The following is a 19,654-nucleotide window of genomic DNA, read 5'->3' as shown; positions in this document are numbered from 1 at the left end:
TTATTCGCTCGGCGCTTCGGCCTCGTCCACGTCCACACCCGGCTCGTCGCCATTATCCTCTTCGGCGATGCGTGCGGCGCTGACGACATGTTCGTTATCGGCAACGTTGAACAGGCGCACGCCTGCCGAATTGCGGCCGATGACGCGCATGGTCGACAGGCTGAGGCGAATGAGCTTGGCCTGATCGGTGACCAGCATGAGCTGATCCGACTGGTGCGCCGGGAAGCTCGCCAGAACTGGGCCGTTGCGATCGATATTGTCGATATTGGTGATACCCTGGCCACCGCGTCCGGTGCGGCGATATTCATAGGCCGAGGACAGCTTGCCATAGCCATTGGCGCACACGGTGAGGATGAACTGTTCGGCTTCGGCAAATTCGGCCACGCGCTCGGGCTTCAGCGTCGGTTCGGCCTCGTTGCCCTTCCACGGTGCGGCGCGCAGATAGTCGTCGCGCTCCTCGGTGCTGGCGGCAAATCCGCCCAGGATGGAGAGCGAGATCACCTCGTCGCCATCGCGCAGCGTCATGCCGCGCACACCGGTGGAGGTGCGGCTCTGGAACTCGCGGACATCGGTGGCGGCAAAACGGATCGCCTTGCCCTGACGGGTGGCGAGCAGCACATCGTCGCCCTCGGTCAGCAGCGCGACGCCGATCAGCCGGTCGTCCGACCCTTCGTCAAAGCGCATCGCGATCTTGCCGTTCGACGGGATGTTGGTGAACGCATCCATCGAGTTGCGGCGGACCGTGCCGTTGGCGGTGGCGAACATCACGTGCAGATTGGACCAGGTGCTCTCGTCCTCGGGCAGCGGCAGCACGGTCTGGATGGTCTCGCCTGTGGCGAGCGGCAACAGGTTGATCATCGGCCGTCCGCGCGTCGCCGGGCCACCTTCGGGCAGGCGCCACACCTTCTGGCGATAGACCTTGCCATGGGTCGAGAAGAACAGCACCGGCGTATGCGTCGACGTGACGAACATGCTGGTGACGGCGTCCTCGTCCTTGGTTGCCATGCCGGAGCGGCCCTTGCCGCCGCGTGCCTGGGCGCGGAAGGCATCAAGCGGGGTACGCTTGATATAGCCCTGCAGCGTGACCGTGACGACCATCTCCTCGCGCTCGATCAGGTCTTCGTCATCGATGCCATCGGCAGCCGGCGCGATTTCCGACAGGCGCGGGGTGGCGAATTCGTCACGCACCGCGATCAGCTCTTCGCGCAGCACCTCGTACAGCTTGGCGCGGTCGGCCAGAATTGCGAGATACTCTTCGATGCTGGCGGCAAGCACCTTCAATTCATTGCCGATTTCGTCGCGGCCCAGGGCGGTCAGGCGATGCAGGCGCAGGTCCAGAATGGCGCGAACCTGCACGTCGCTCAGCGTATAGGTATCGCCCTCGATCTCCGCCTCGATCGCCTCGACCAGGCGGATATAGGGCGCGATTTCGGCAATCGGCCATTGCCGCGCGATCAGCGCGGCGCGGGCTTCGGCGGGCGAAGCGGACGAGCGGATGATCCGCACCACCTCGTCCATATTGGTGACCGCAACGACCAGGCCCAGCAAGATATGCGCACGGTCGCGCGCCTTGGCGAGCTCGAACTTGGTGCGGCGGGTGATCACCTGCTCGCGGAAGCGGACGAATGCCTCGATGATTTCCTTGAGCGGCAGAACTTCCGGGCGACCGCCGCGAATGGCGAGCATATTGGCGGGGAAGCTCGACTGGGCCGGGCTGTGCCGCCAGATCTGGTTGAGCACGACATCGGGCGTGGCATCGCGCTTGAGGTCGATGACCACGCGCACGCCTTCGCGGTTCGATTCATCGCGTATGTCGCTGACGCCTTCGATCCGCTTTTCCTTGGCGGCCTCGGCCAGCTTTTCGACCAGGCTGTTCTTGCCGACCTGGAAGGGAATGGAAGTCAGCACGATCGAGCGGCGGTCACCGCGGCCTTCCTCGATCTTGTGGCGCGCGCGCATCATGATCGATCCGCGACCGACCGAATAGGCGTTGCGCACGCCCGCCTGGCCCAGGATCAGCGGCGCGGTCGGGAAATCGGGGCCGGGGACGATCTTCATCAGATCTTCCAGCTCGATCATCGGGTTGTCGATCCACGCGAGGCAGGCATCGATGACTTCGCCCAGATTGTGCGGTGGAATGTTGGTCGCCATGCCGACCGCGATGCCGCCAGCGCCGTTGACCAGCAGGTTGGGGAAGCGCGCGGGCAGAACCTGCGGCTCGTCGCGCGATCCGTCATAGTTGGGGGTGAAGTCGACGGTGTCCTTGTCGAGATCGTCGAGCAGGCTGTTGGCGACCTTGGCGAGGCGCGCTTCGGTGTATCGCATCGAGGCCGGCGGATCGGGGTCCATCGATCCGAAATTGCCCTGACCGTCGATCAGCGGCACGCGCATCGACCAGTCCTGCGTCATGCGCGCCAGGGCGTCGTAGATCGCGCTGTCGCCATGAGGGTGATAGTTACCCATCACGTCGCCGACGATCTTGGCGGACTTGCGATACGGCCGCCCGGCGACAAAGCCGCCTTCCTGGCTGGCGAAGAGAATGCGGCGGTGGACGGGCTTCAGGCCGTCACGAACATCGGGCAGGGCGCGGCTGACGATGACCGACATCGCATAGTCGAGATAGCTCGACCGCATCTCGTCGACGATGTCGATGCGTTCGATTTCACTGGGTTCCGCGGGTGCGGTGGTATCGTTCATTCCATGCGCCTTTTATGCCTTTTATGACGCTTTCGCGTCAGCCTCGGCTCTAGGCGACACCCTGCAGAAAAGCCAGCTTTTGCGGGCGTTTTACGGGTATTTTTCAACAAGAAAAACAGGGGCTTGGATGCCCCTTACCGTCAGGGCTGAATTGCGCTGCCGTCAAAGGCAAAGATACCGCCCGAATCGGCCGGATTCAGCCCCGCCAGCACGTCCAGCATCATGGCTGCGCTCCGGTCGGCGTCGAACAGCTTGCCGTCTGCGACATTGGCCTGAAAGGGCTTGCTGAGCGCGGTATCGACCGTGCCGGGGTGCAGCGCGACCGCGATCGACTGGTCGTTGCGGCGGCCCCATTCGATGGCGATGTTGCGGATCGTCATGTGCAGCGCCGCCTTGGCCGCGCGATAGCCGTACCAGCCGCCCAGCCGATTGTCCGAAATGCTGCCCACCCGCGCGCCGATGGCGGCGAACAGGGCAGGGGCCTTGCGTGGCATCAGCGGAACGAAATGCTTGGCGACCAGAGTAGGGCCGATGGTGTTGACCGCGAAGTTGCGCGCCATCCAGGCGGCATCCAGGTCCTTCATGCTCTTTTCAGGCCCGCGGCCATCGGCATGGAGCAGGCCGGTGGCGACGATCACCTGATCGGGTACGAAGCCGCGATCGGCCAGCCGCGCCGCTGCCGCCGCGATGCTGGCCTCATCCTCCAGGTCGATATGGTCATTGCCTGCCAAGCTGCGGGCCAGCGCGACCACCGTGTCACCGCGCTGTCCGGCCTGGCGGACGAAGGCCGAGCCAAGGCCGCCAGAGGCTCCGATGATGACGGTGTTGCGGCTCATGCGCGCACGAAGCGCCAGACGTCGTGGTCGCTCGCCTCGGGATCGAAGCGATTGCCGTCGCTGTCAAAGCCCTTCAGCGCTTCGGGGTCGGTGTGCCGGTTCTCGCACAGGAAGCGCGCCGCCATGCCGCGCGCGCGCTTGGCATCGAAGCTGACGAAGCGCGGACCCTTGGGGCCCTGCTGGCGGAAATCGGCGGTGATCACGCGGATGCCGCGCCGGGTGAGGCCCTTGTCGGCCGCAGCGAAATATTCCTGGCTGGCGAGGTTGATGATCGTGTCGCCGCCGCTGGCGGACAGGTCCTGCGCGATTGTCGCGGCGATCTTATCCCCCCAGAAAGCGACCAGGGAATTGTGCCGGGGCGCCCATCGCGTCCCCATTTCAAGGCGATAGGGTCGCATGCTGTCAAACGGTCTCAGCAGCCCGTACAGCCCGGACAGAATGCGCACATGGTCCTGCGCAAAGGCCAGCGCAGGCTCTTCCAGCGATCTGGCCTCGAGCCCGGTATAGACATCGCCGTTGAAGGCGAACGCAGCGGGGCGCTCTGGCTGGTCGTAAAAGCCGCGATAGCGGGCATAGTTGAGGTCGATCAGCGCGTCCGAGACCGGCATGATCTGCTTCATCTTCGCCTTGCTGAGGCGTGCTGCGGATTTCACCAGCCGTTCGGTTTCCGGCTCGAAGCGCGCCTGGGTCGGCGCGATGGCGGGGGCAGGCGAATCGAAATCCAGCGATTTGGCGGGGGAAAGCAGGATGATCATGGCGCCAGCGCATAGACCAGCGACGGACCGATGCAAAGACCATCGCTGGAGCGCGAGGGGCCGGCACTGTGATGACGCCAAGATCGCCGCGCGGCGGGCTTTTTGGCCCGGAACCGCAAAGGTCGTTGTCCGTTCCTGCCAGAGTCATTAAGGACGGCTTCATCAACCAGCCGCCAAAGGCTTGTACATGATCGGCACCCCAAAATGCCGTGTTTTAGTTCGGAGGATAACATGCGTCGCATTTCCCGTTTCAACATGGCTCTGATGCTGGCCCTGGCCGGAACCACGGCGGTTTCGCTGGCACTGCCGGTCGATGCCGCCTTCGCCCAGAAGGAAAAGAAGGGCAAGAAGGGCAAGGAAGAAGCGCCGCAGATGGAGCTGAGCCCCGAGTTCCGCAACGCCTTTGCCGCCGCGCAGACCGCCTTTGGCGCGAGCGATTTCGTCACCGCCGAAGCCAAGCTGACCGAAGCGGCTGCCGTTGCGGCAAGCGCCGACGAGAAATATCTCACCGGCAAGATGTCGCTGCAGATCGGCCTCAAGAAGAACGATGAAGCGATGCAAATGAAGGGCGTCGAAATGGCGCTGACCAGCGGCAAGGCAACCGAAGCCGAAATGCGCACCTTCAACAGCTTCATCGGCGAAAAGGCGCTGGTGAAGAATGACTTCGCCCGTGCCCGCACCTTCCTGACCGCCGCCGTGCAGGCCGGTCAGAACAGCCCGGTCAATCTGTTCCAGCTGGCCGAAGCGCATTTCGGTGAAGCCATTGCCAAGTCCGGCGGTCGCAGCATCGATGCCACCAACGCCCCGCTGGCAGCGCAGGGCCTGCCCTATCTGCAGCGCGCGGTGGAAGGCAATCTGGCTGCCGACAAGCAATATGCCGCAAGCTGGGCCAAGCGCGGTTTCCAGATCGCCCGCGCCACCAAGACCGACAGCAGCGCCTTTGCACAGCTTCTGCTGCGTGCCGATACCGGCAAGGGCGCGTGGAACGAAGTGATCCGCGCGATGCAGAGCGACAATCGCGGCTTCACCAGCGAACAGAGCCTCGATGCGATGCGTCTGCTGCGCATGACCGGCGGCATGTCCAGCGCTGCCGATTATCAGGAATATATCGAAGCTGCCGGTGCTGCGCGTCGTCCGACCGAAGTCATCGCGGTGATCGAGGAAGGCAAGGCTGCAGGCGTCATCACCGACAGCAATGCCTATTTCAAGGACGCGCTGACGACCGCCAACAGCAACCGCGGCGAATATGTCGGCACCTTGCCTGAATCGGTGCGCGATTCGCGCGGCAAGGCGACCGCGACGGTGACGCTTGCAACGGCAGACGCGCTGCTCGCCAACAAGCAATATGCCGAAGCCGAGGAACTGGCCGGGATCGCGCTGACCAAGGGCGTTGCCGATACCGAGCGTGCACAGATGGTCCAGGCGATCGCCCAGATCGCGCAGGGCAAATATGACCCCGCGCGACAGACGCTCAGCGGCATGAGCGGCGTTCGCGCGCCGCTTGCCAAGCTGTGGGTGCTGTATGTCGATCAGAAGGCGGGTGCAGGCGCAGCAGCTCCGGCTGCCTGATCGCTTCAGCCTGATCGCAAGACAAAAAAAGCAGGCCTGGCATCGCGCCAGGCCTGCTTTTTTGTGGCCTTGAACGAGCCGCTTATTCTTCGAGCGGAACGCCGGGCTGCTGTTTCGACGTGCGGATGGTCAGCGACGTCTTGACGCTGGCGACATTCGCGGCCGGGGTCAGCTTGGAGGTGAGGAAAGCCTGGAATTCCTGCAGGTCGCGCGCGACGATCTTGAGGATGAAGTCGATCTCGCCGTTGAGCATATGGCACTCGCGCACTTCGGGCAGCGTGCTGACATGCTCTTCGAACGCCTTGAGATCGCTCTCGGCCTGGCTCTTGAGGCTGACCATGGCAAAGACCGTGATCGCAAAGCCCAGTTTCTGGGGATCGATATCGGCATGATAGCCTCGGATGATTCCGGCTTCTTCCAGCGCGCGCACGCGGCGCAGGCAAGGGGGCGCGGTCAACCCGACACGGCTTGCCAGCTCGACATTGGTGATCCGGCCTTCTTCCTGAAGCCGGGTCAGCAACTGCCGGTCGATATGGTCCAGACTTGACACGATTTTTCCCCTGGCTTGCTCCGGCAGGAACGAGACCGGTGCGATGGCGTGGCATCGCTGCGGCGCTGAACCTGCGGTAATTGGGCGTCAGGCGGAAATTTTCCGCAACATGACGCCACCCATCTATAATATAATTATTCGGTAACGCAATTGTCCCACATTGCGACGCGACGAAAAGCGCCCTTTCGCAGGCGGGCTGCGCGGACTATCCCTGTTCCTGAGGGCAGGTCCTGTGTATCGCAGGTGCCTGGCCCAACCAGAATTCAAGATCCGATTTCAAGGACCGCTGCCCCGCCGATGCGCTATGATGACCGCCTCTCCACCGTGCTGGCCGGTGCGGTTCCCACCGGGACGGCAGCGGTGGCGCAATATCGCCAGCTGGTCGACATTCTGGGGCAGATCGGCGGCGACGATGTGGACGAGCGTCATGCGCCTGCGTTGGCGCGCATCCATCAGTTGCGCGCCACGGTCAGCGATGCCGATCGCTTGCTGACCGTGCAATGCCTGTCGGGCCGGCTGGTCTCGCCGGTCCTCGTCCAGTATCTCGCCTCCGAAAAGCCCGATATCGCCAGCGCTGCTGTGCGCGCGGCACGGCTGGACGATGGCCAATGGGCGGCTTTGGTCCCGGCGCTGCCGACGCGTGCACGCGCTTTCCTGCGCAACCGCCGCGACCTCGGCCCGCGCACCCAGGCGCTGCTCGATCAGCTCGGCCTGTATGACACCGCGCTGCCTGCTGCGGTGGCGCAGCCGGTGATCTCCGTCGAAGCCATAGCCGATGCGGCACCGGAAGAGATGGCCGAGACTGTCTTCATTCCGCAAGCGCTGGTCGTTGAGGCTGAAGACGCTGCTGAAACAGCGCCGCCCGCAGACGCTTCGATACCTGCGCCAGAGCCGGAGCCGGAGCCTCAGGCGGAACCGGAGCCCGAACCTGCGCCCGCGCCGGTCGCCGACAATCAGGGCCCGCAGAGCATCGGCGAGATCGTCAAGCGCATCGAGGCCTTGCAAGAGGTCCGCATTCGCCAGGCGATGGAAGAAAGCCCGGCGCGCAGCCGCGATGGATGGCAGGAACTGGAACAGGCGATCCAGGGTGCGGTTCCCGAACAGCCGGCCGATGAACCGGCTGGCGAAGCTGCCAGCGCATTGGCGAGCGAACCTGTCTCCGCCGAGCCTGCAGAAGAGCCGTTCAGCGCGCCCGGTCTTTGGCCCGAAGGCCATCAGCATTTCCAGTTCGCGACCGGCGTGGATGGCAGCATCGCCAGCACGCGCGGCATCATGCTGGGCATGGTCCACGGCCTGTCGCTCGCCCAGCCAGCGATCACCGGCTATCGCGGCGTCGATGCGGCGGTGTCGACCGCGTTCAGCCGCCGGATGCCGATCCGTGGCGGCCGCGCGGACCTGGGCAGCGCCGCCGCGCTCGCGGGCGAATGGCGCATCGATGCCGACCCCTGTTTCGACCGCGCGACCGGGCGCTTTACCGGTTATAGCGGCACCCTGCGCCGCCCGATGGCGTGGGAAAGCGCCGGTCCCGATGGCGCCCCCGGGCTGGCGGGCCGCGATGGCCTGCGCCAGATCGTGCACGAGCTGCGCACGCCGCTCAATGCGATCATGGGCTTTTCCGAGATTATCGAGCAGCAGCTGTTCGGCCCCGTGCTCAGCGAATATCGCGAGATGGCGCTGCGGATCCGGCAGGATGCGCGGCAGCTGCTCAGCGGTTTCGATGATCTCGACACCGCGCTGCGGCTCGATCGCAACGCGATCGACGATCCGCAAGGCCATGTGCCGCTGACCGATCTGGTCGAACGCCTGTCCGCCCGGGTCCAGCCTCTGCTCGACTATTCGGGGTCCGCGCTCGATATCGGCCCGGTGCCGCATGGTGCCATCGTCGCCATGTCGGCCCAGGCGCTCGATCGGATCGTGCCGCGCCTCGCCGGCGCGCTGATCGGCAGCTGTCAGCCGGGCGAGGTGCTGGCCGTCGCGCTGGGGCATGATGCGCAGGGCATCAGCCTGGCGTTCATTCGCCCGCAGTCACTCGCCGGGCTGGATGAGGATGCGTTGCTCGATGTCGATCGCGCCGATGCAGCGCCAGGTGATGGCGGGCCGCTGCTGGGCCTGGGCTTCTGTCTGCGCCTGGTGCGCAACCTGCTCGCCAGCCATGGCGGACAGCTGCGGATCGACGACCAAGGTCTGCGCTTGACCTTGCCCGATGGCGGGATTAGCGCAGAGGTCGCGCGCTCATAAAGCGGGAGGGGTGCGCGCGGGGCGGTGACCGGGGGTGCTGCGCCGATCGTTTGCGACGCTGCGAGACACAAGCGAATGACCTTTGCAAGATTGCCGGGCAAGGATGACTTTGTCCGCTTTTCACCCGATTTCGGCCAGCGATATCTGGTGACGGTGGATGTCGAGGAAGAATTTGACTGGACCCGGCCCATCGAGCGCGAAGGCTATTCGCTTGAAGCGGTCGAAGCGATCACCGACTTTCAGAAGCTGTGCGAAGACTATGGCGTAACGCCGCTGTACCTTGTCGACTGGCCGATCATTTCCGACCCGCGCGGGCGCGAAATCTATGGACAGCTGGTGCGCGAAGGCCGCGCCGAGGTGGGCATACAGCTGCACCCCTGGGTCAACCCGCCGTTCGAGGAGGAAGTCACCCAGCGCAACACCTATGCCGGCAATCTGCCCAAGGCGCTGGAGCGGGCGAAATTCTATGCGTTGCGCGATGCGATTACCGAGGTGACCGGCAAGCAGCCTATCGCCTATCGCGCCGGGCGCTATGGCATTGGCGGCGAAACGCTCAACCTGCTGCGCGAGGCAGGGGTGCGGTTCGACACCTCCGTCCGGGCAAATTTCGATTACAGCAAGGCCGAAGGTCCGGATTTCTCGCAATATCCGCTGGAGCCTTACTGGCTGGACAAGTCGCTGGGGATTGTCGAACTGCCGGTGACGTCGGTCTATTGGGGGCTGTTGCGGCGGCAGGGCGCGTTCTTCCCGCTGGCGCAGATGGCGGGCGTCACCAAATCGCTGATGGCGCGCGGGCGGCTACTCGAGCGGATTTCGCTGACACCCGAAGGGATCAGCGTGGCCGAGGTGATCCGCGGGATCGACATCGCGCTCGATGATGGCCTGCCGATCCTCAACTTCTCGTTCCATTCGCCGTCGCTGAAGCCGGGCTATACCCCCTATGTCCGCAAGGATGAGGACGTGACCGCCTTTTATGACTGGTGGCACCGTGTGCTGTCCTATCTGGCGCAACGCGGGGTAAAGCCGACCAACATTTCCGAGATCGACGCCAATATCGTCCGTTGATGGGGCGCAGTATCCCCCGCCAAAGTGCCGATGGCGCTTTTCGCGCTTGCCATGCCGCCCCCCGCTGGGCTAACCGCGCCTCTGGCACAGCCGGGACGGGCCTGTAGCTCAGTTGGTTAGAGCTGGCCGCTCATAACGGCTAGGTCGGGGGTTCGAGTCCCTCCGGGCCCACCAGCCAGTCCCGCACACGGCCACCAGCAATCGGCCCGCGCCTTTGCGCCGGATCGGGGAGTAGCGCAGCCTGGTAGCGCATCTGCTTTGGGAGCAGAGGGTCGCAGGTTCGAATCCTGTCTCCCCGACCATTTTGTTTGCCGTGGCTTTCCGGTGCATTTTCCTGCCGCATGGCGAACATTGCCATCGGGAACAGCGCAGCTTGCGTGATGCGAACTATCCGCCCCTGGTTTGCGCGTTGGTGCTTGGGTGCAGGACGAGCTTGATCCCGCAGCCTCCAGCGGGCGCTTGTCAGGTCGTCGAGCACGCCGCTGGTGCTCCTCGACCAGGACCTGATGGTGCTCGCCGCCAGCGGACCGTACTGCCGCAGTTTCGGGATGGATCCTGTCGTTATCGTCGGTCAGTCGCTGTTCGCGCAGGCCGTCCAGTTCATCGCGGTTGTCGAGGTGAGGGGCCCAGCACCTGGGACGATCGTGACGATCGACTGCCCCCAATGGTGTGGGCTGCCTGGCCGTCGCGACCGCCTGCACCCGTGATCCAGCTCCAAAATGCGATTGACAGTTGATGTTCAATCGTATCTGGTCAGACCAATAATCTGGGAGTGGTGCTATGGATCAGGGAGTGGGGGCGCGGTCGCGCGCGCTGCGTTGGGGTGCTGCAGTCGCTTTGGGGCTGGCAACGGCATCGCTGGCGGTCCCGGTTCAGGCCCGGTCCGATGATGCACAGGCGGTGCCCGGCGCGACGACCGCTGCGGGTTCGCGGCAGGTAACCCAACTTCATGATGGCTGGCGCTTCCGCTTCGGCGATGCGCCTGCCGATGTCACCGGCGCGGCTTTTGATGACAGCGGCTGGGAGCAGGTAAAGCTGCCCCATAGCTGGAATCGCATGGGAAATTACGCGCCCGAGCGCGCCGATGGATCGGACGTGCGCCAGGGCATCGGCTGGTACCGGCTGCGCATGGATGCGCCGGTGCTGCCAAAGGGCAAGCGGGCGATCCTGCAGTTCGATGGCGTCGGCGCGGTTGCCGATCTGTGGGTCAACGGCCAGCATGTCGGCGCGCACAAGGGGGCCTTTTCCCGCTTCCGCTTCGATGTCACGGATCAGGTGACATCCGGTCAGGCCAATCTGATTGTCGTCCGCGCGGACAACAGCAAGCCTGGGCCGGGTAGCAGCACCCAGCATGTCATCCCCCTGGGCGGCGATTTCTTCATCCATGGCGGCCTGTATCGCGGTGTGTCGCTGATCGTCGCGGATGAGGCATCGATCGACCTGCTCGATCATGGCGGCCCGGGGATTTATGTTTCGACGCCGCAGGTCAGCGAGGCCAAGGCTGACATTGCGGTGCTTGCGCGGTTGCGCAATTCGGGACGCAAGGCGCGCAAGCTGGGGGTCACTACCCGCATCGCCGATGCCGATGGCCGGACGGTGGCGACCGCGACCATGCCGGTGCGCCTCGCAGCGGGGCAGGCGAGCGCGCTGACGACGCCGCTGAGCCTCGCCAACCCGCGGCTGTGGCAGGGGCGCAGCGACCCCTATCTCTATTCGGTGACGGTCGAGCTGCGCGACGGCAAGCGCGTGATCGACAGCGTCACCGAACCGCTCGGCGTGCGCAGCTTTGCCTGGGATGCCGACAAGGGCTTCATCCTCAACGGCAAGCCGATGCGCCTGCACGGCGCGTCACGGCATCAGGACTGGCAGGGCAAGGGTTGGGCCTTGAGCGCGCAAGACCATGCCACCGATATGGCGATCATGGCCGAAATGGGCGTCAACACCATCCGCCACGCGCATTACCAGCACGCACAGGAATGGAGCGATCTGGCCGACCGCAACGGCATGGTGGTGAAGGCGGAGCTGCCCTTCGTCCACCAGTCTGCCTTTGATGAGTCGCTGCCCGCGCCAGACCTAGTCGACAATGCGCGCCAGCAACTGCTCGAGCTGATCCGGCAGAATTACAACCATCCCTCGATCATGCTGTGGTCGGTGGGCAACGAGATCGATATCGGCGCGGCGATCATGGCGCTGCAGAAAGGCGGCAAGGGTGCGCCTGCCAAGTCGCGCGACATGCTGGTCGAGCTCAACGCGCTCGCGAAGCGCGAAGATCCCAGCCGCCCGACGCTCTATGCCGATTGCTGCGAGGGCACGCCGTCCCCGCTGGCGCGTCCGGGCGCGCAGGTGCTCAACGATGTCACCGATGTGATCGGGCTCAACCGCTATTTCGGCTGGTATTACGGCCAGCCCGACGACCTGACACGCATGCTGGCCATGGTGCGCGCCCGCTATCCGGGCCGCGCCTTGACCGTCACCGAATATGGCGCGGGCGGCGCGTTCAGCCAGCATAGCGACAATCCGCAGGGCGGCCCGGTCAATGCCAATGGCCGTCCGCATCCCGAGGAATTCCAGGCCTGGGTGCACGAGGAAAACTGGAAGGCGCTCAACAAGGCCGGGTTCCTGTCTGCCAGCTGGATCTGGAACATGTTCGATTTCGCCTCGACCAGCCGCGAGGAAGGCGAGGCCTATGACCTCAACGACAAGGGGCTGGTCAGCTATGACCGCAAGACCCGCAAGGACGCCTTCTATTTCTACAAGGCGCAATGGTCCGACCAGCCGGTGCTGCATCTGACCGGCCGTCGCTATGTCGACCGCGCCTATCCGGTGGTCGATGTGCGCGCCTATAGCAACGCGGCTTCGGCAAGCCTGTCGGTCAATGGCCGGGCGGTCGGCACCGTTGCCTGTTCCGATCGCATCTGCGTGTGGCCCGGCGTGCGGCTGCAGCCAGGCGACAACACGGTGACCGCCACCGCGCAGCAGGGGGGCAAGACGCTCACCGACGCGCTGCAATGGACCGCGCCCGATGCGGCGAACGGGATGCATGTGCGCGCGGGCCATCTGACCGGCATCACCACCTCCACCGGGCTGCGTTTCGGATCGGACAATTTCTTCACCGGCGGCAGCGCGTCCGAGCTGCGCATGGCCGGGCGCAGCAAGGTTGCGCCCAGCAACGTCACCGGGACGAGCGATCCGGAGCTTTATGCCTCCTATCGCCAGGGCAGTTTCGGCTACGGCCTGCCGCTGCCCGATGGCCGCTGGACGGTGACGCTGCACATGTTCGAGCCGCAAGCCGACGCCGCCAAGGCCGCCACGCGCAGCATCACCGTGCTCGCCAATGGCAAGCCGGTGCTGACCGGTTTCAACCCGGCCAAGGCGGCAGGCGGATCGCTGAAAGCGGTGACGCGCAGCTTCGACGTGCCGTCGACCGGCGGCGCGCTCAAGCTCGATTTCAGCGGGGGCGAGGGCGGCGCGGTGGTTTCCGCCATTTCCGTCAGCCCGGCGCGCTGACAGGCGGAGCGGCGCGATGGTTTCGAGGCGCAGCCTGATCAAGGCGCTGGCGGCGAGTGGTGCGGTCGCGTCTGCTCCGACGGTCATCCGCGCCAAAGATGGGGGCCGTGCGCTGCCCAACATCCTCTGGCTGGTGAGCGAGGATCACAGTCCGTTTCTCGGCTGTTACGGCGATCCGATCGCGCACACACCCAATATCGATGCCCTTGCCGCGAAGGGCATTCTTTATACCCATGCCTATGCCAACGCCCCAGTCTGCGCGCCATCGCGCTTCGGCATCCTGACCGGCTGCCATCCGGAGAGCAACGCACCCGCCCAGCACATGCGCGCGATGGCGAACCTGCCGATGGTGATGCGCACCTACCCTGAATATCTGCGCAGCCTGGGCTATTACTGCACCAACAACGACAAGACCGATTACAATTGCAATGTCGAGCCCGAGCGGATCTGGAACGAATCCAGCGCCAGCGCGCATTGGCGGGGTCGGCCCGAAGGCGCACCGTTCATGGCGGTGTTCAACCACATGACGACGCATGAATCGCGGTTGTTCGGGCCGAAGCCCGTCGAGGGTCCGGTGACGCCCGACCAGGTGCGCATTCCGCCCTATCTGCCCGACACTCCGGCGATGCGGACCGATTTTGCCAGCTATTACAACCTGATCGCGCGCATGGATGGCGAGATCGGCGCGCGGGTGAAGGAACTGGAGGCGGACGGCCTCTCCGAGGACACGATCATCTTCTATTATTCCGATCATGGCGGGGTGCTGCCGCGCAGCAAGCGCTATTGCTATGAGGAAGGCCTGCGCGTCGCGCTGATCGTGCATGTGCCACCCAAATGGCAACATTTGTGCCCGATGCCGATGGGAAGCGAGGTCGGCGAGCCGGTGAGCCTGGTCGATCTGGCCCCCACATTGCTGTCGCTGGCAGGGGTGCCCAGACCCGCGCAGATGCACGGTACCGCGTTTCTCGGCAGCGAGACCGGCAAGCGCACAGGGCTCGCTTTTGGCATGCGCGATCGCATGGACGAGCGCTATGATCTGGTGCGCACGGCCTGCGACGGGCGCTTTCGCTATATCCGCAACTACATGCCGCACCGGCCCTGGGGCGTCTATTCGTCGTTCGAATGGATCGCCAAGGGCTATCAGTCGTGGGACGAGGCGCGGATCGCGGGAACGCTGACGCCGGCGCAGTCGCGCTTCTTCGGGCGAAAGCCTTATGAGGAACTCTACGACCTTCGGGCCGATCCGTTTCAGTTGACCAATCTTGCAGGGGATGCCGGGCAGGCAGCGACGCTCGCGCGGTTCCGCAAGGCGCTCGATGCGCATATGCTGGCGATCCGCGACAACGGCTTCATTCCGGAAGGCGAGCCGGGCGAGGGCTTTGCCGCGACCCGCAGCGATGCCGCTTATCCGCTCCGCCGGATCATGACGGTGGCGTCGATGGCCGCCCGCTGCGAGGCCTCCAACGTTCGGCGATTAGCGGCACTTCTGGCGCACAGGCAAGCCGTGATCCGCTACTGGGCGGCAACCGGGCTCGTCATCCTCGGCGAGGCAGCGCTGCCCGCCAGGGGCGCACTGGCCGAGGCCGTCGCGCGCGAGAAATCGGAAGCGGTGCGCATCGCCGCTGCCGAAGCGCTGGCTGCTATCGGCGATGCTGCCACCGCTCTGCCGGTGCTGGAGCAGGCGATTGCCCCCGGCAGGCCGATCCCCGAGCGGCTGATGGCGCTGAACGCGCTCGATGCGCTCGATGAGCGCGCGCGTCCGGTGCTGCCCGCGATCAAGGCGATTGTCGATGACGAGAATGACTATGTCATCCGCGCCGCGCGCTATCTCGTTGCAGTGCTCGAAGGAAAATTCCGCCCCGCCATGCCGACCGGGCGGCCTCGCGCCGCCGGGGCTCCGGCAGGCGCGGCCTGACAGTTTTACTCCCCTTGGCCGGGCCCGGTGCCCGGCCGCTTTTTCATGAAAGCATGATCGGATGAGCCCAGTTCGTGTCGGACGCTTGCGCTGGTGGATTATCGGGCTCGTCACCGTGGGTACGATCCTGAACTACCTTGCGCGCTCGACGCTGTCGGTCGCGGCGCCGACGCTGAAGAGCGAATTTGCCATGTCGACCGAGCAGTATAGCTGGGTCGTGCTGGCTTTTCAGGCCAGCTATACGGTGATGCAGACGGTGGCGGGCACGGTGCTGGATGCGCTGGGCACGCGGCTGGGGTTCTTCCTGTTCGCGATCGGCTGGGCCTTTGCCAATATGGCGCATGCGCTGGCGACCGGCTGGCAGAGCCTGGCCTTTTTCCGCACCTTGTTGGGCGCGACCGAGGCAGCGGCGATCCCTGCCGGGGCCAAGACGGTGGCGACCTGGTTTCCGCCGCGCGAACGGTCGCTGGCGACCAGCCTGTTCCAGATGGGCACCAGCGTCGGCAACATGATCGCGCCGCCGCTGGTCGCCTTCTGCATCCTCGCCTGGAACTGGGAGGCAGCGTTCATCGTCACCGGCGTGCTCAGCCTGGTCTGGGCTGGGCTATGGTGGTTCGGCTATCGCGACCCTGCCGACCATCCCAGGCTGTCGCAGGCCGAGCGTGACCTGATCGAGGCGGGGCGGGCCGACGATGTCGGCGCGAAGCCCGCGACCAAGCGCGACGTGCTGCGCAGCCGGTCGTTCTGGGCGATCGCGACGCCGCGCTTCCTGTCCGAACCGGCGTGGCAGACGTTTAACTTCTTCATCCCGCTCTACCTGGTATCGGCGTGGAATCTCGACCTGAAGGCGATAGCGCTCTGGGCCTGGCTGCCGTTTCTGGCGGCGGATTTCGGCAGTCTTGCCGCCGGCCTGCTGCCCGGCTGGTTGATGAAGCGCGGGGCAGGGCTGCTCGCCAGCCGCAAGATCACGATGACCATCGGCGCGCTGTGCATGGTCGGCCCGGCATGCATTGGGCTGGCGACATCGCCCGGCATGGCGATCGCGCTGTTCTGTGTCGGCGGTTTTGCGCACCAGATGCTCAACGGCGCGCTGATCACGCTGTGCGCCGATGTGTTCGACAAGAAGACGGTGGGCACGGCAAGCGGCATGGCGGGCACGTCGGCCTGGATCGGCGGCATGCTGTTCACGCTGCTGATCGGGCAGAGCGCGGATACGTTCGGCTACAACCCGCTGTTCGTCGCGCTGGCCGGGCTGGACCTGATGGCAGCGATCGTGCTGTGGGGCCTGCTCAGGGATCCCGGTCGGGGATCGCGCCAGGCCGCATGACCGTCCAGCCGGCGAGCGCGTGCCCGGCCCGGGCCGCGTCCAACGGGAGCGCTCCGCTGATCCTCGCGCCCAGATAGCCGGCATTGAAGGCATCGCCTGCGCCGCTGGTATCCACCGGCTGCAGCACCTGAGGCGGCGGGATGATCGTGCCATCGCCAAGACGGCAACCCTGTTCGCCCAGCTTCACCACGGTCTCGCCGCAGCCGAGCCGCTGCCAGTGCGCGGCGACCTGAGCCGCCTCGGCTTCGCCTGACAGCAGGCGCTCGTCGTCGAGCGTCGGCAGGCCGATTGTCGCCAGCGCAATCGCGTGGTCGCGCTCTGCCCGTGCCTCGCCGGGATCGGACCAGAGCCGGGGGCGGTAATTGCCGTCGAACGCCACTTGGCCGCCGCGCTGCCGAACCGAACGGGCCAGCGCATGGAGCGCCTCGCGGCCCTCGCGCGGCAGGACCGCTAGGGTGATCAGCGAAAACGCGATCATGTCCGCCTGCGCCGCCTGTTCGAGCGCGCGCTCTGCGCCGGGCAGCGTGAACATTGCACGTGCGGCGCTGGTGTCGCGCCAATAGGCAAAGCTGCGCTCGCCATGCGGGTCGGTGCTGATCGCATAGAGCCCGGTCGCGCGGTCGGGATGGCGCAGCACCAGGCCGGTATCCAGCCCTTCGCCGCGCCACGCCTTGACGAGATCGGCGCTGAACGGATCGCTGCCCAGCGCGGTCATGTACGCGACATCATGCCCCGCCCGCGCCAGATGCAGCGCGGTGTTGAGCGTGTCTCCGCCATGGCCAAGCCGCCACGCCTCGCCACGCCGGCTCAGCTCCAGCATGGCCTCGCCGATCAGGACGATGCGCATGCGCTCACCAGTTCCACATCGTCCCGTCTTCGAGCCGCGCGACCGGCAGATAGGCCGGCTTATAGGGGTATTTCGCCGCCAGCGCCTCGTCGATATCGACGCCATGGCCGGGCGTTTCGCCGCAATACATCATCGCTGCGTCGAAGCGGTAATCATGCGGGAAGACCGCGTCGGTCTCTTCGGTGTGGCGCATATATTCCTGAATGCCGAAATTGGGCACCCAGGTATCGAAATGCAGCGCGCAGCCCATGGTGACGGGCGACAGGTCGGTCGCGCCGTGGCAGCCGGTGCGCACCTGATACAGGCTCGCGAGATCGGCAATGCGGCGCAGATGCGTCAGTCCGCCCGCACCGACCACGGTCGCGCGGATATAGTCGATCAGCTGGTTCTGGATCAGGTCCTTGCAGTCCCAGATGGTGTTGAAGATTTCGCCTACCGCGAGCGGGGTCACCGTGTGCTGGCGCACCAGCTTGAAGGCTTCCTGGTTTTCGGCAGGCGTGCAATCCTCCAGCCAGAACAGCTGATAGGGCTCCAGCATCTTGCCCAGATTCGCTGCTTCCTGCGGGGTGTAGCGGTGATGGCCATCGTGCAGCAGATGATGGTCGAAACCATAGGTCTTGCGCAGTTCCTCGAACAGCCTGGGCACATAGTTCAGCGCCTTGCGCGTATCCCATCCGGTGACCGAGGGCAGGCTGGCGTCTGCGGGTTCATAGTAAAGCTTGCCGCGCCCGACCCCATAGGCGTCCTTGATGCCGGGAACGCCGGTCTGCGCGCGGATCGCCTTGTATCCCATGTCGATATAATGGCCCACGGCCTCGACCGTTTCGGCAATGTCGCTGCCATTGGCATGGCCATAGACCATCACGCCATCGCGGCTGCGCCCGCCCAGAAGCTGGTAGAGCGGCATGCCCGCCATCTTGGCCTTGATGTCCCACAACGCCATGTCGACCGCAGCGATCGCGCGCATCGTCACCGGGCCGCGCCGCCAATAGGCACCGCGATAGAGATATTGCCAGATATCCTCGATCCGCTGCGGATCCATGCCGATCAGGCAGGGGATCACATGGTCTTCCAGATAGGAGACGACAGAAAGCTCGCGGCCATTCAGCGTTGCGTCGCCGATGCCATGGACGCCCTGATCGGTCTCGATCTTGAGCGTTACAAAATTGCGCCCGGGACACGTCACGATCACCTTGGCCGATTGTATCTTCATGAGATACGCTTCCCCTCTCCTGAATGTCATCTGGTGCACCAGTGATAACGCCTGCTGCACCAAATACAATAAAATTGGTAATACCTATTTCGCCGAAATGGAACGCGGGCTCTAGAGGCGTGGGCCAACCGGGCCGTGCCCAGCCGGAGCGAGCTGTCCTCGCGGGTGGACCGTGCTGGGCAAGCCAGGTCATCGCGCAGCGCAAACGCTATCCGGCTTGCAAGGCGGGTAAGCGATGACAAGCGCGAGGCGCTTTTGGCCTTGTCCATCCCGCCTGCGCTGTGGCAAGAGTCCATAAGGCCGCTACGCCCCCAATTGGTCAGGCCTTTCGATCAGGAGCAACATCGCATGGCGCGACAGAAGAAAAGCGCATCCGCACCCGACAATGCCCTGCCGACCGAGCGGCTTTACCAGAAGCTGGCGCGTGACCTGTTTTCCGATCTTGCGGCGGGACGCTATGCGATCGGCGACCGCCTGCCGGCAGAGCGCGAGCTTTCGATCCAGTATAATGTCTCTCGCCCCGCCGTGCGCGAGGCGATGATCGCGCTGGAAGTGCAGGGCTTTATCGAGGTGCGCATCGGATCGGGCGCCTATGTGCGCGCGCTACCGGGTGAGGCCGATGCGCCGGGCTTTACCGTCACCGCGTTCGAGCTGATGGAAGCGCGGTTGCTGATCGAGGGTGAGGCTGCAGCGCTGGCCGCAGTGCATATCCGCGCGGAAGAGCTCGACGAGCTCGAGCGGCTGGTCAACGAAATCGAACATGAAAATCGCCTGTCGGGCGGCAGCACCCATGCCGACCACGCCTTTCACATGCTGATCGCCACCGCCACGCGCAACGCCGTGATCCGCAGCCAGGTGGAAGAGATGTGGCGGCTGCGCTCGGCCTCGCCCAACTGTGCTTTGCTGCTCGAAAAGGCGCGCACCGCCAATGTCCAGCCAGTGGTGGAAGAGCACAAGGCTGTTCTCGATGCCCTGCGTGCGCGCGATCCTTCCGCAGCGCGCGCGGCGATGCGCAACCATATGTCTTCGGTGATCAATCATTTGCTGTTCGCCACCGAAGAAGAGGCTATTGAAGCCGCCCGGCGCAATGTCGCCTCCACCCGCGAACGCTATGCAAGGGCAGCGCAACTCTGAC

General features: G+C 64.9%; 14 protein-coding genes and 2 tRNA genes. 10 read left to right on the top strand and 6 right to left on the bottom strand.

The window, feature by feature from the left end:
• The 3 genes from gyrA to OU999_06820 all read right to left on the bottom strand — a co-directional run bounded on the left by gyrA (position 1) and on the right by OU999_06820 (position 4,288).
• Positions 1 to 2,697: a DNA gyrase subunit A gene (gene gyrA, locus OU999_06830; protein ID WAC24892.1), complete on the bottom strand. Its 2,697-nt coding sequence runs from the start codon at positions 2,695 to 2,697 to the stop codon at positions 1 to 3.
• 140 nt (positions 2,698 to 2,837) lie between these two features.
• The gene (locus OU999_06825) at positions 2,838 to 3,533 is read right to left on the bottom strand and encodes an SDR family NAD(P)-dependent oxidoreductase (protein ID WAC24891.1); all 696 of its coding nucleotides are present in this window, start codon (positions 3,531 to 3,533) and stop codon (positions 2,838 to 2,840) included.
• Entirely contained in the window at positions 3,530 to 4,288 is a 759-nt protein-coding gene (locus OU999_06820; protein WAC24890.1) for a YaaA family protein, read from the bottom strand. The genes OU999_06825 and OU999_06820 overlap by 4 nt, the downstream gene beginning before the upstream one ends.
• 231 nt (positions 4,289 to 4,519) lie before the next feature.
• Between OU999_06820 and OU999_06815 the strand changes: the two genes are divergently transcribed.
• Positions 4,520 to 5,857, top strand: coding sequence for a hypothetical protein (locus OU999_06815; protein ID WAC24889.1), 1,338 nt, complete (start codon positions 4,520 to 4,522; stop codon positions 5,855 to 5,857).
• 82 nt (positions 5,858 to 5,939) lie between these two features.
• On the opposite strand, the gene OU999_06810 is transcribed toward OU999_06815, so the two are convergent.
• Positions 5,940 to 6,407: an Lrp/AsnC family transcriptional regulator gene (locus tag OU999_06810; GenBank protein ID WAC24888.1), complete on the bottom strand. Its 468-nt coding sequence runs from the start codon at positions 6,405 to 6,407 to the stop codon at positions 5,940 to 5,942.
• Positions 6,408 to 6,704: 297 nt separating this feature from the next.
• Between OU999_06810 and OU999_06805 the strand changes: the two genes are divergently transcribed.
• The 8 genes from OU999_06805 (at position 6,705) to OU999_06770 (ending at position 16,459) form a co-directional block, all read left to right on the top strand.
• Positions 6,705 to 8,645 (top strand): hypothetical protein, encoded by a 1,941-nt coding sequence (locus OU999_06805; GenBank protein ID WAC24887.1) that lies wholly within the window; start codon positions 6,705 to 6,707, stop codon positions 8,643 to 8,645.
• A gap of 75 nt (positions 8,646 to 8,720) precedes the next feature.
• Complete coding sequence (locus OU999_06800; protein ID WAC24886.1) at positions 8,721 to 9,710, top strand: polysaccharide deacetylase family protein; 990 nt, start codon at positions 8,721 to 8,723, stop codon at positions 9,708 to 9,710.
• A gap of 97 nt (positions 9,711 to 9,807) precedes the next feature.
• Positions 9,808 to 9,884 (top strand) — tRNA-Ile (locus OU999_06795).
• Between the two features lie 51 nt (positions 9,885 to 9,935).
• Positions 9,936 to 10,012 (top strand) — tRNA-Pro (locus OU999_06790).
• Between the two features lie 183 nt (positions 10,013 to 10,195).
• Positions 10,196 to 10,417 carry a hypothetical protein gene (locus OU999_06785; GenBank protein ID WAC24885.1) on the top strand — a complete coding sequence of 74 codons (222 nt, stop codon included), beginning with the start codon at positions 10,196 to 10,198 and terminating at the stop codon, positions 10,415 to 10,417.
• 73 nt (positions 10,418 to 10,490) lie between these two features.
• On the top strand, positions 10,491 to 13,217 hold the full coding sequence (locus tag OU999_06780) for a malectin domain-containing carbohydrate-binding protein (GenBank protein WAC24884.1): 2,727 nt from the start codon (positions 10,491 to 10,493) through the stop codon (positions 13,215 to 13,217).
• Positions 13,218 to 13,233: 16 nt separating this feature from the next.
• Positions 13,234 to 15,132 carry a sulfatase gene (locus tag OU999_06775; protein WAC24883.1) on the top strand — a complete coding sequence of 633 codons (1,899 nt, stop codon included), beginning with the start codon at positions 13,234 to 13,236 and terminating at the stop codon, positions 15,130 to 15,132.
• Between the two features lie 61 nt (positions 15,133 to 15,193).
• The gene (locus OU999_06770; GenBank protein ID WAC24882.1) at positions 15,194 to 16,459 is read left to right on the top strand and encodes an MFS transporter; all 1,266 of its coding nucleotides are present in this window, start codon (positions 15,194 to 15,196) and stop codon (positions 16,457 to 16,459) included.
• Here OU999_06770 and OU999_06765 read toward each other — a convergent pair.
• Together OU999_06765 and manD are read right to left on the bottom strand one after the other, a co-directional pair.
• Positions 16,422 to 17,306 (bottom strand): sugar kinase, encoded by an 885-nt coding sequence (locus OU999_06765; protein ID WAC24881.1) that lies wholly within the window; start codon positions 17,304 to 17,306, stop codon positions 16,422 to 16,424. The two genes, OU999_06770 and OU999_06765, sit on opposite strands and share 38 nt — an antisense overlap.
• Positions 17,307 to 17,310: 4 nt before the next feature.
• Positions 17,311 to 18,519, bottom strand: a complete 1,209-nt coding sequence (gene manD / locus OU999_06760) for a mannonate dehydratase (protein WAC24880.1) — start codon at positions 18,517 to 18,519, stop codon at positions 17,311 to 17,313.
• Positions 18,520 to 18,867: 348 nt separating this feature from the next.
• Here manD and OU999_06755 point away from each other — a divergent pair, with 348 nt between their 5' ends.
• The gene (locus tag OU999_06755; GenBank protein ID WAC24879.1) at positions 18,868 to 19,653 is read left to right on the top strand and encodes a FadR/GntR family transcriptional regulator; all 786 of its coding nucleotides are present in this window, start codon (positions 18,868 to 18,870) and stop codon (positions 19,651 to 19,653) included.
• Position 19,654 lies beyond the last annotated feature (1 nt).

The organism is Blastomonas sp. SL216 (assembly GCA_026625625.1).
GTDB lineage: Bacteria > Pseudomonadota > Alphaproteobacteria > Sphingomonadales > Sphingomonadaceae > Blastomonas.
This window is presented reverse-complemented; position numbering and strand designations above follow the sequence as displayed.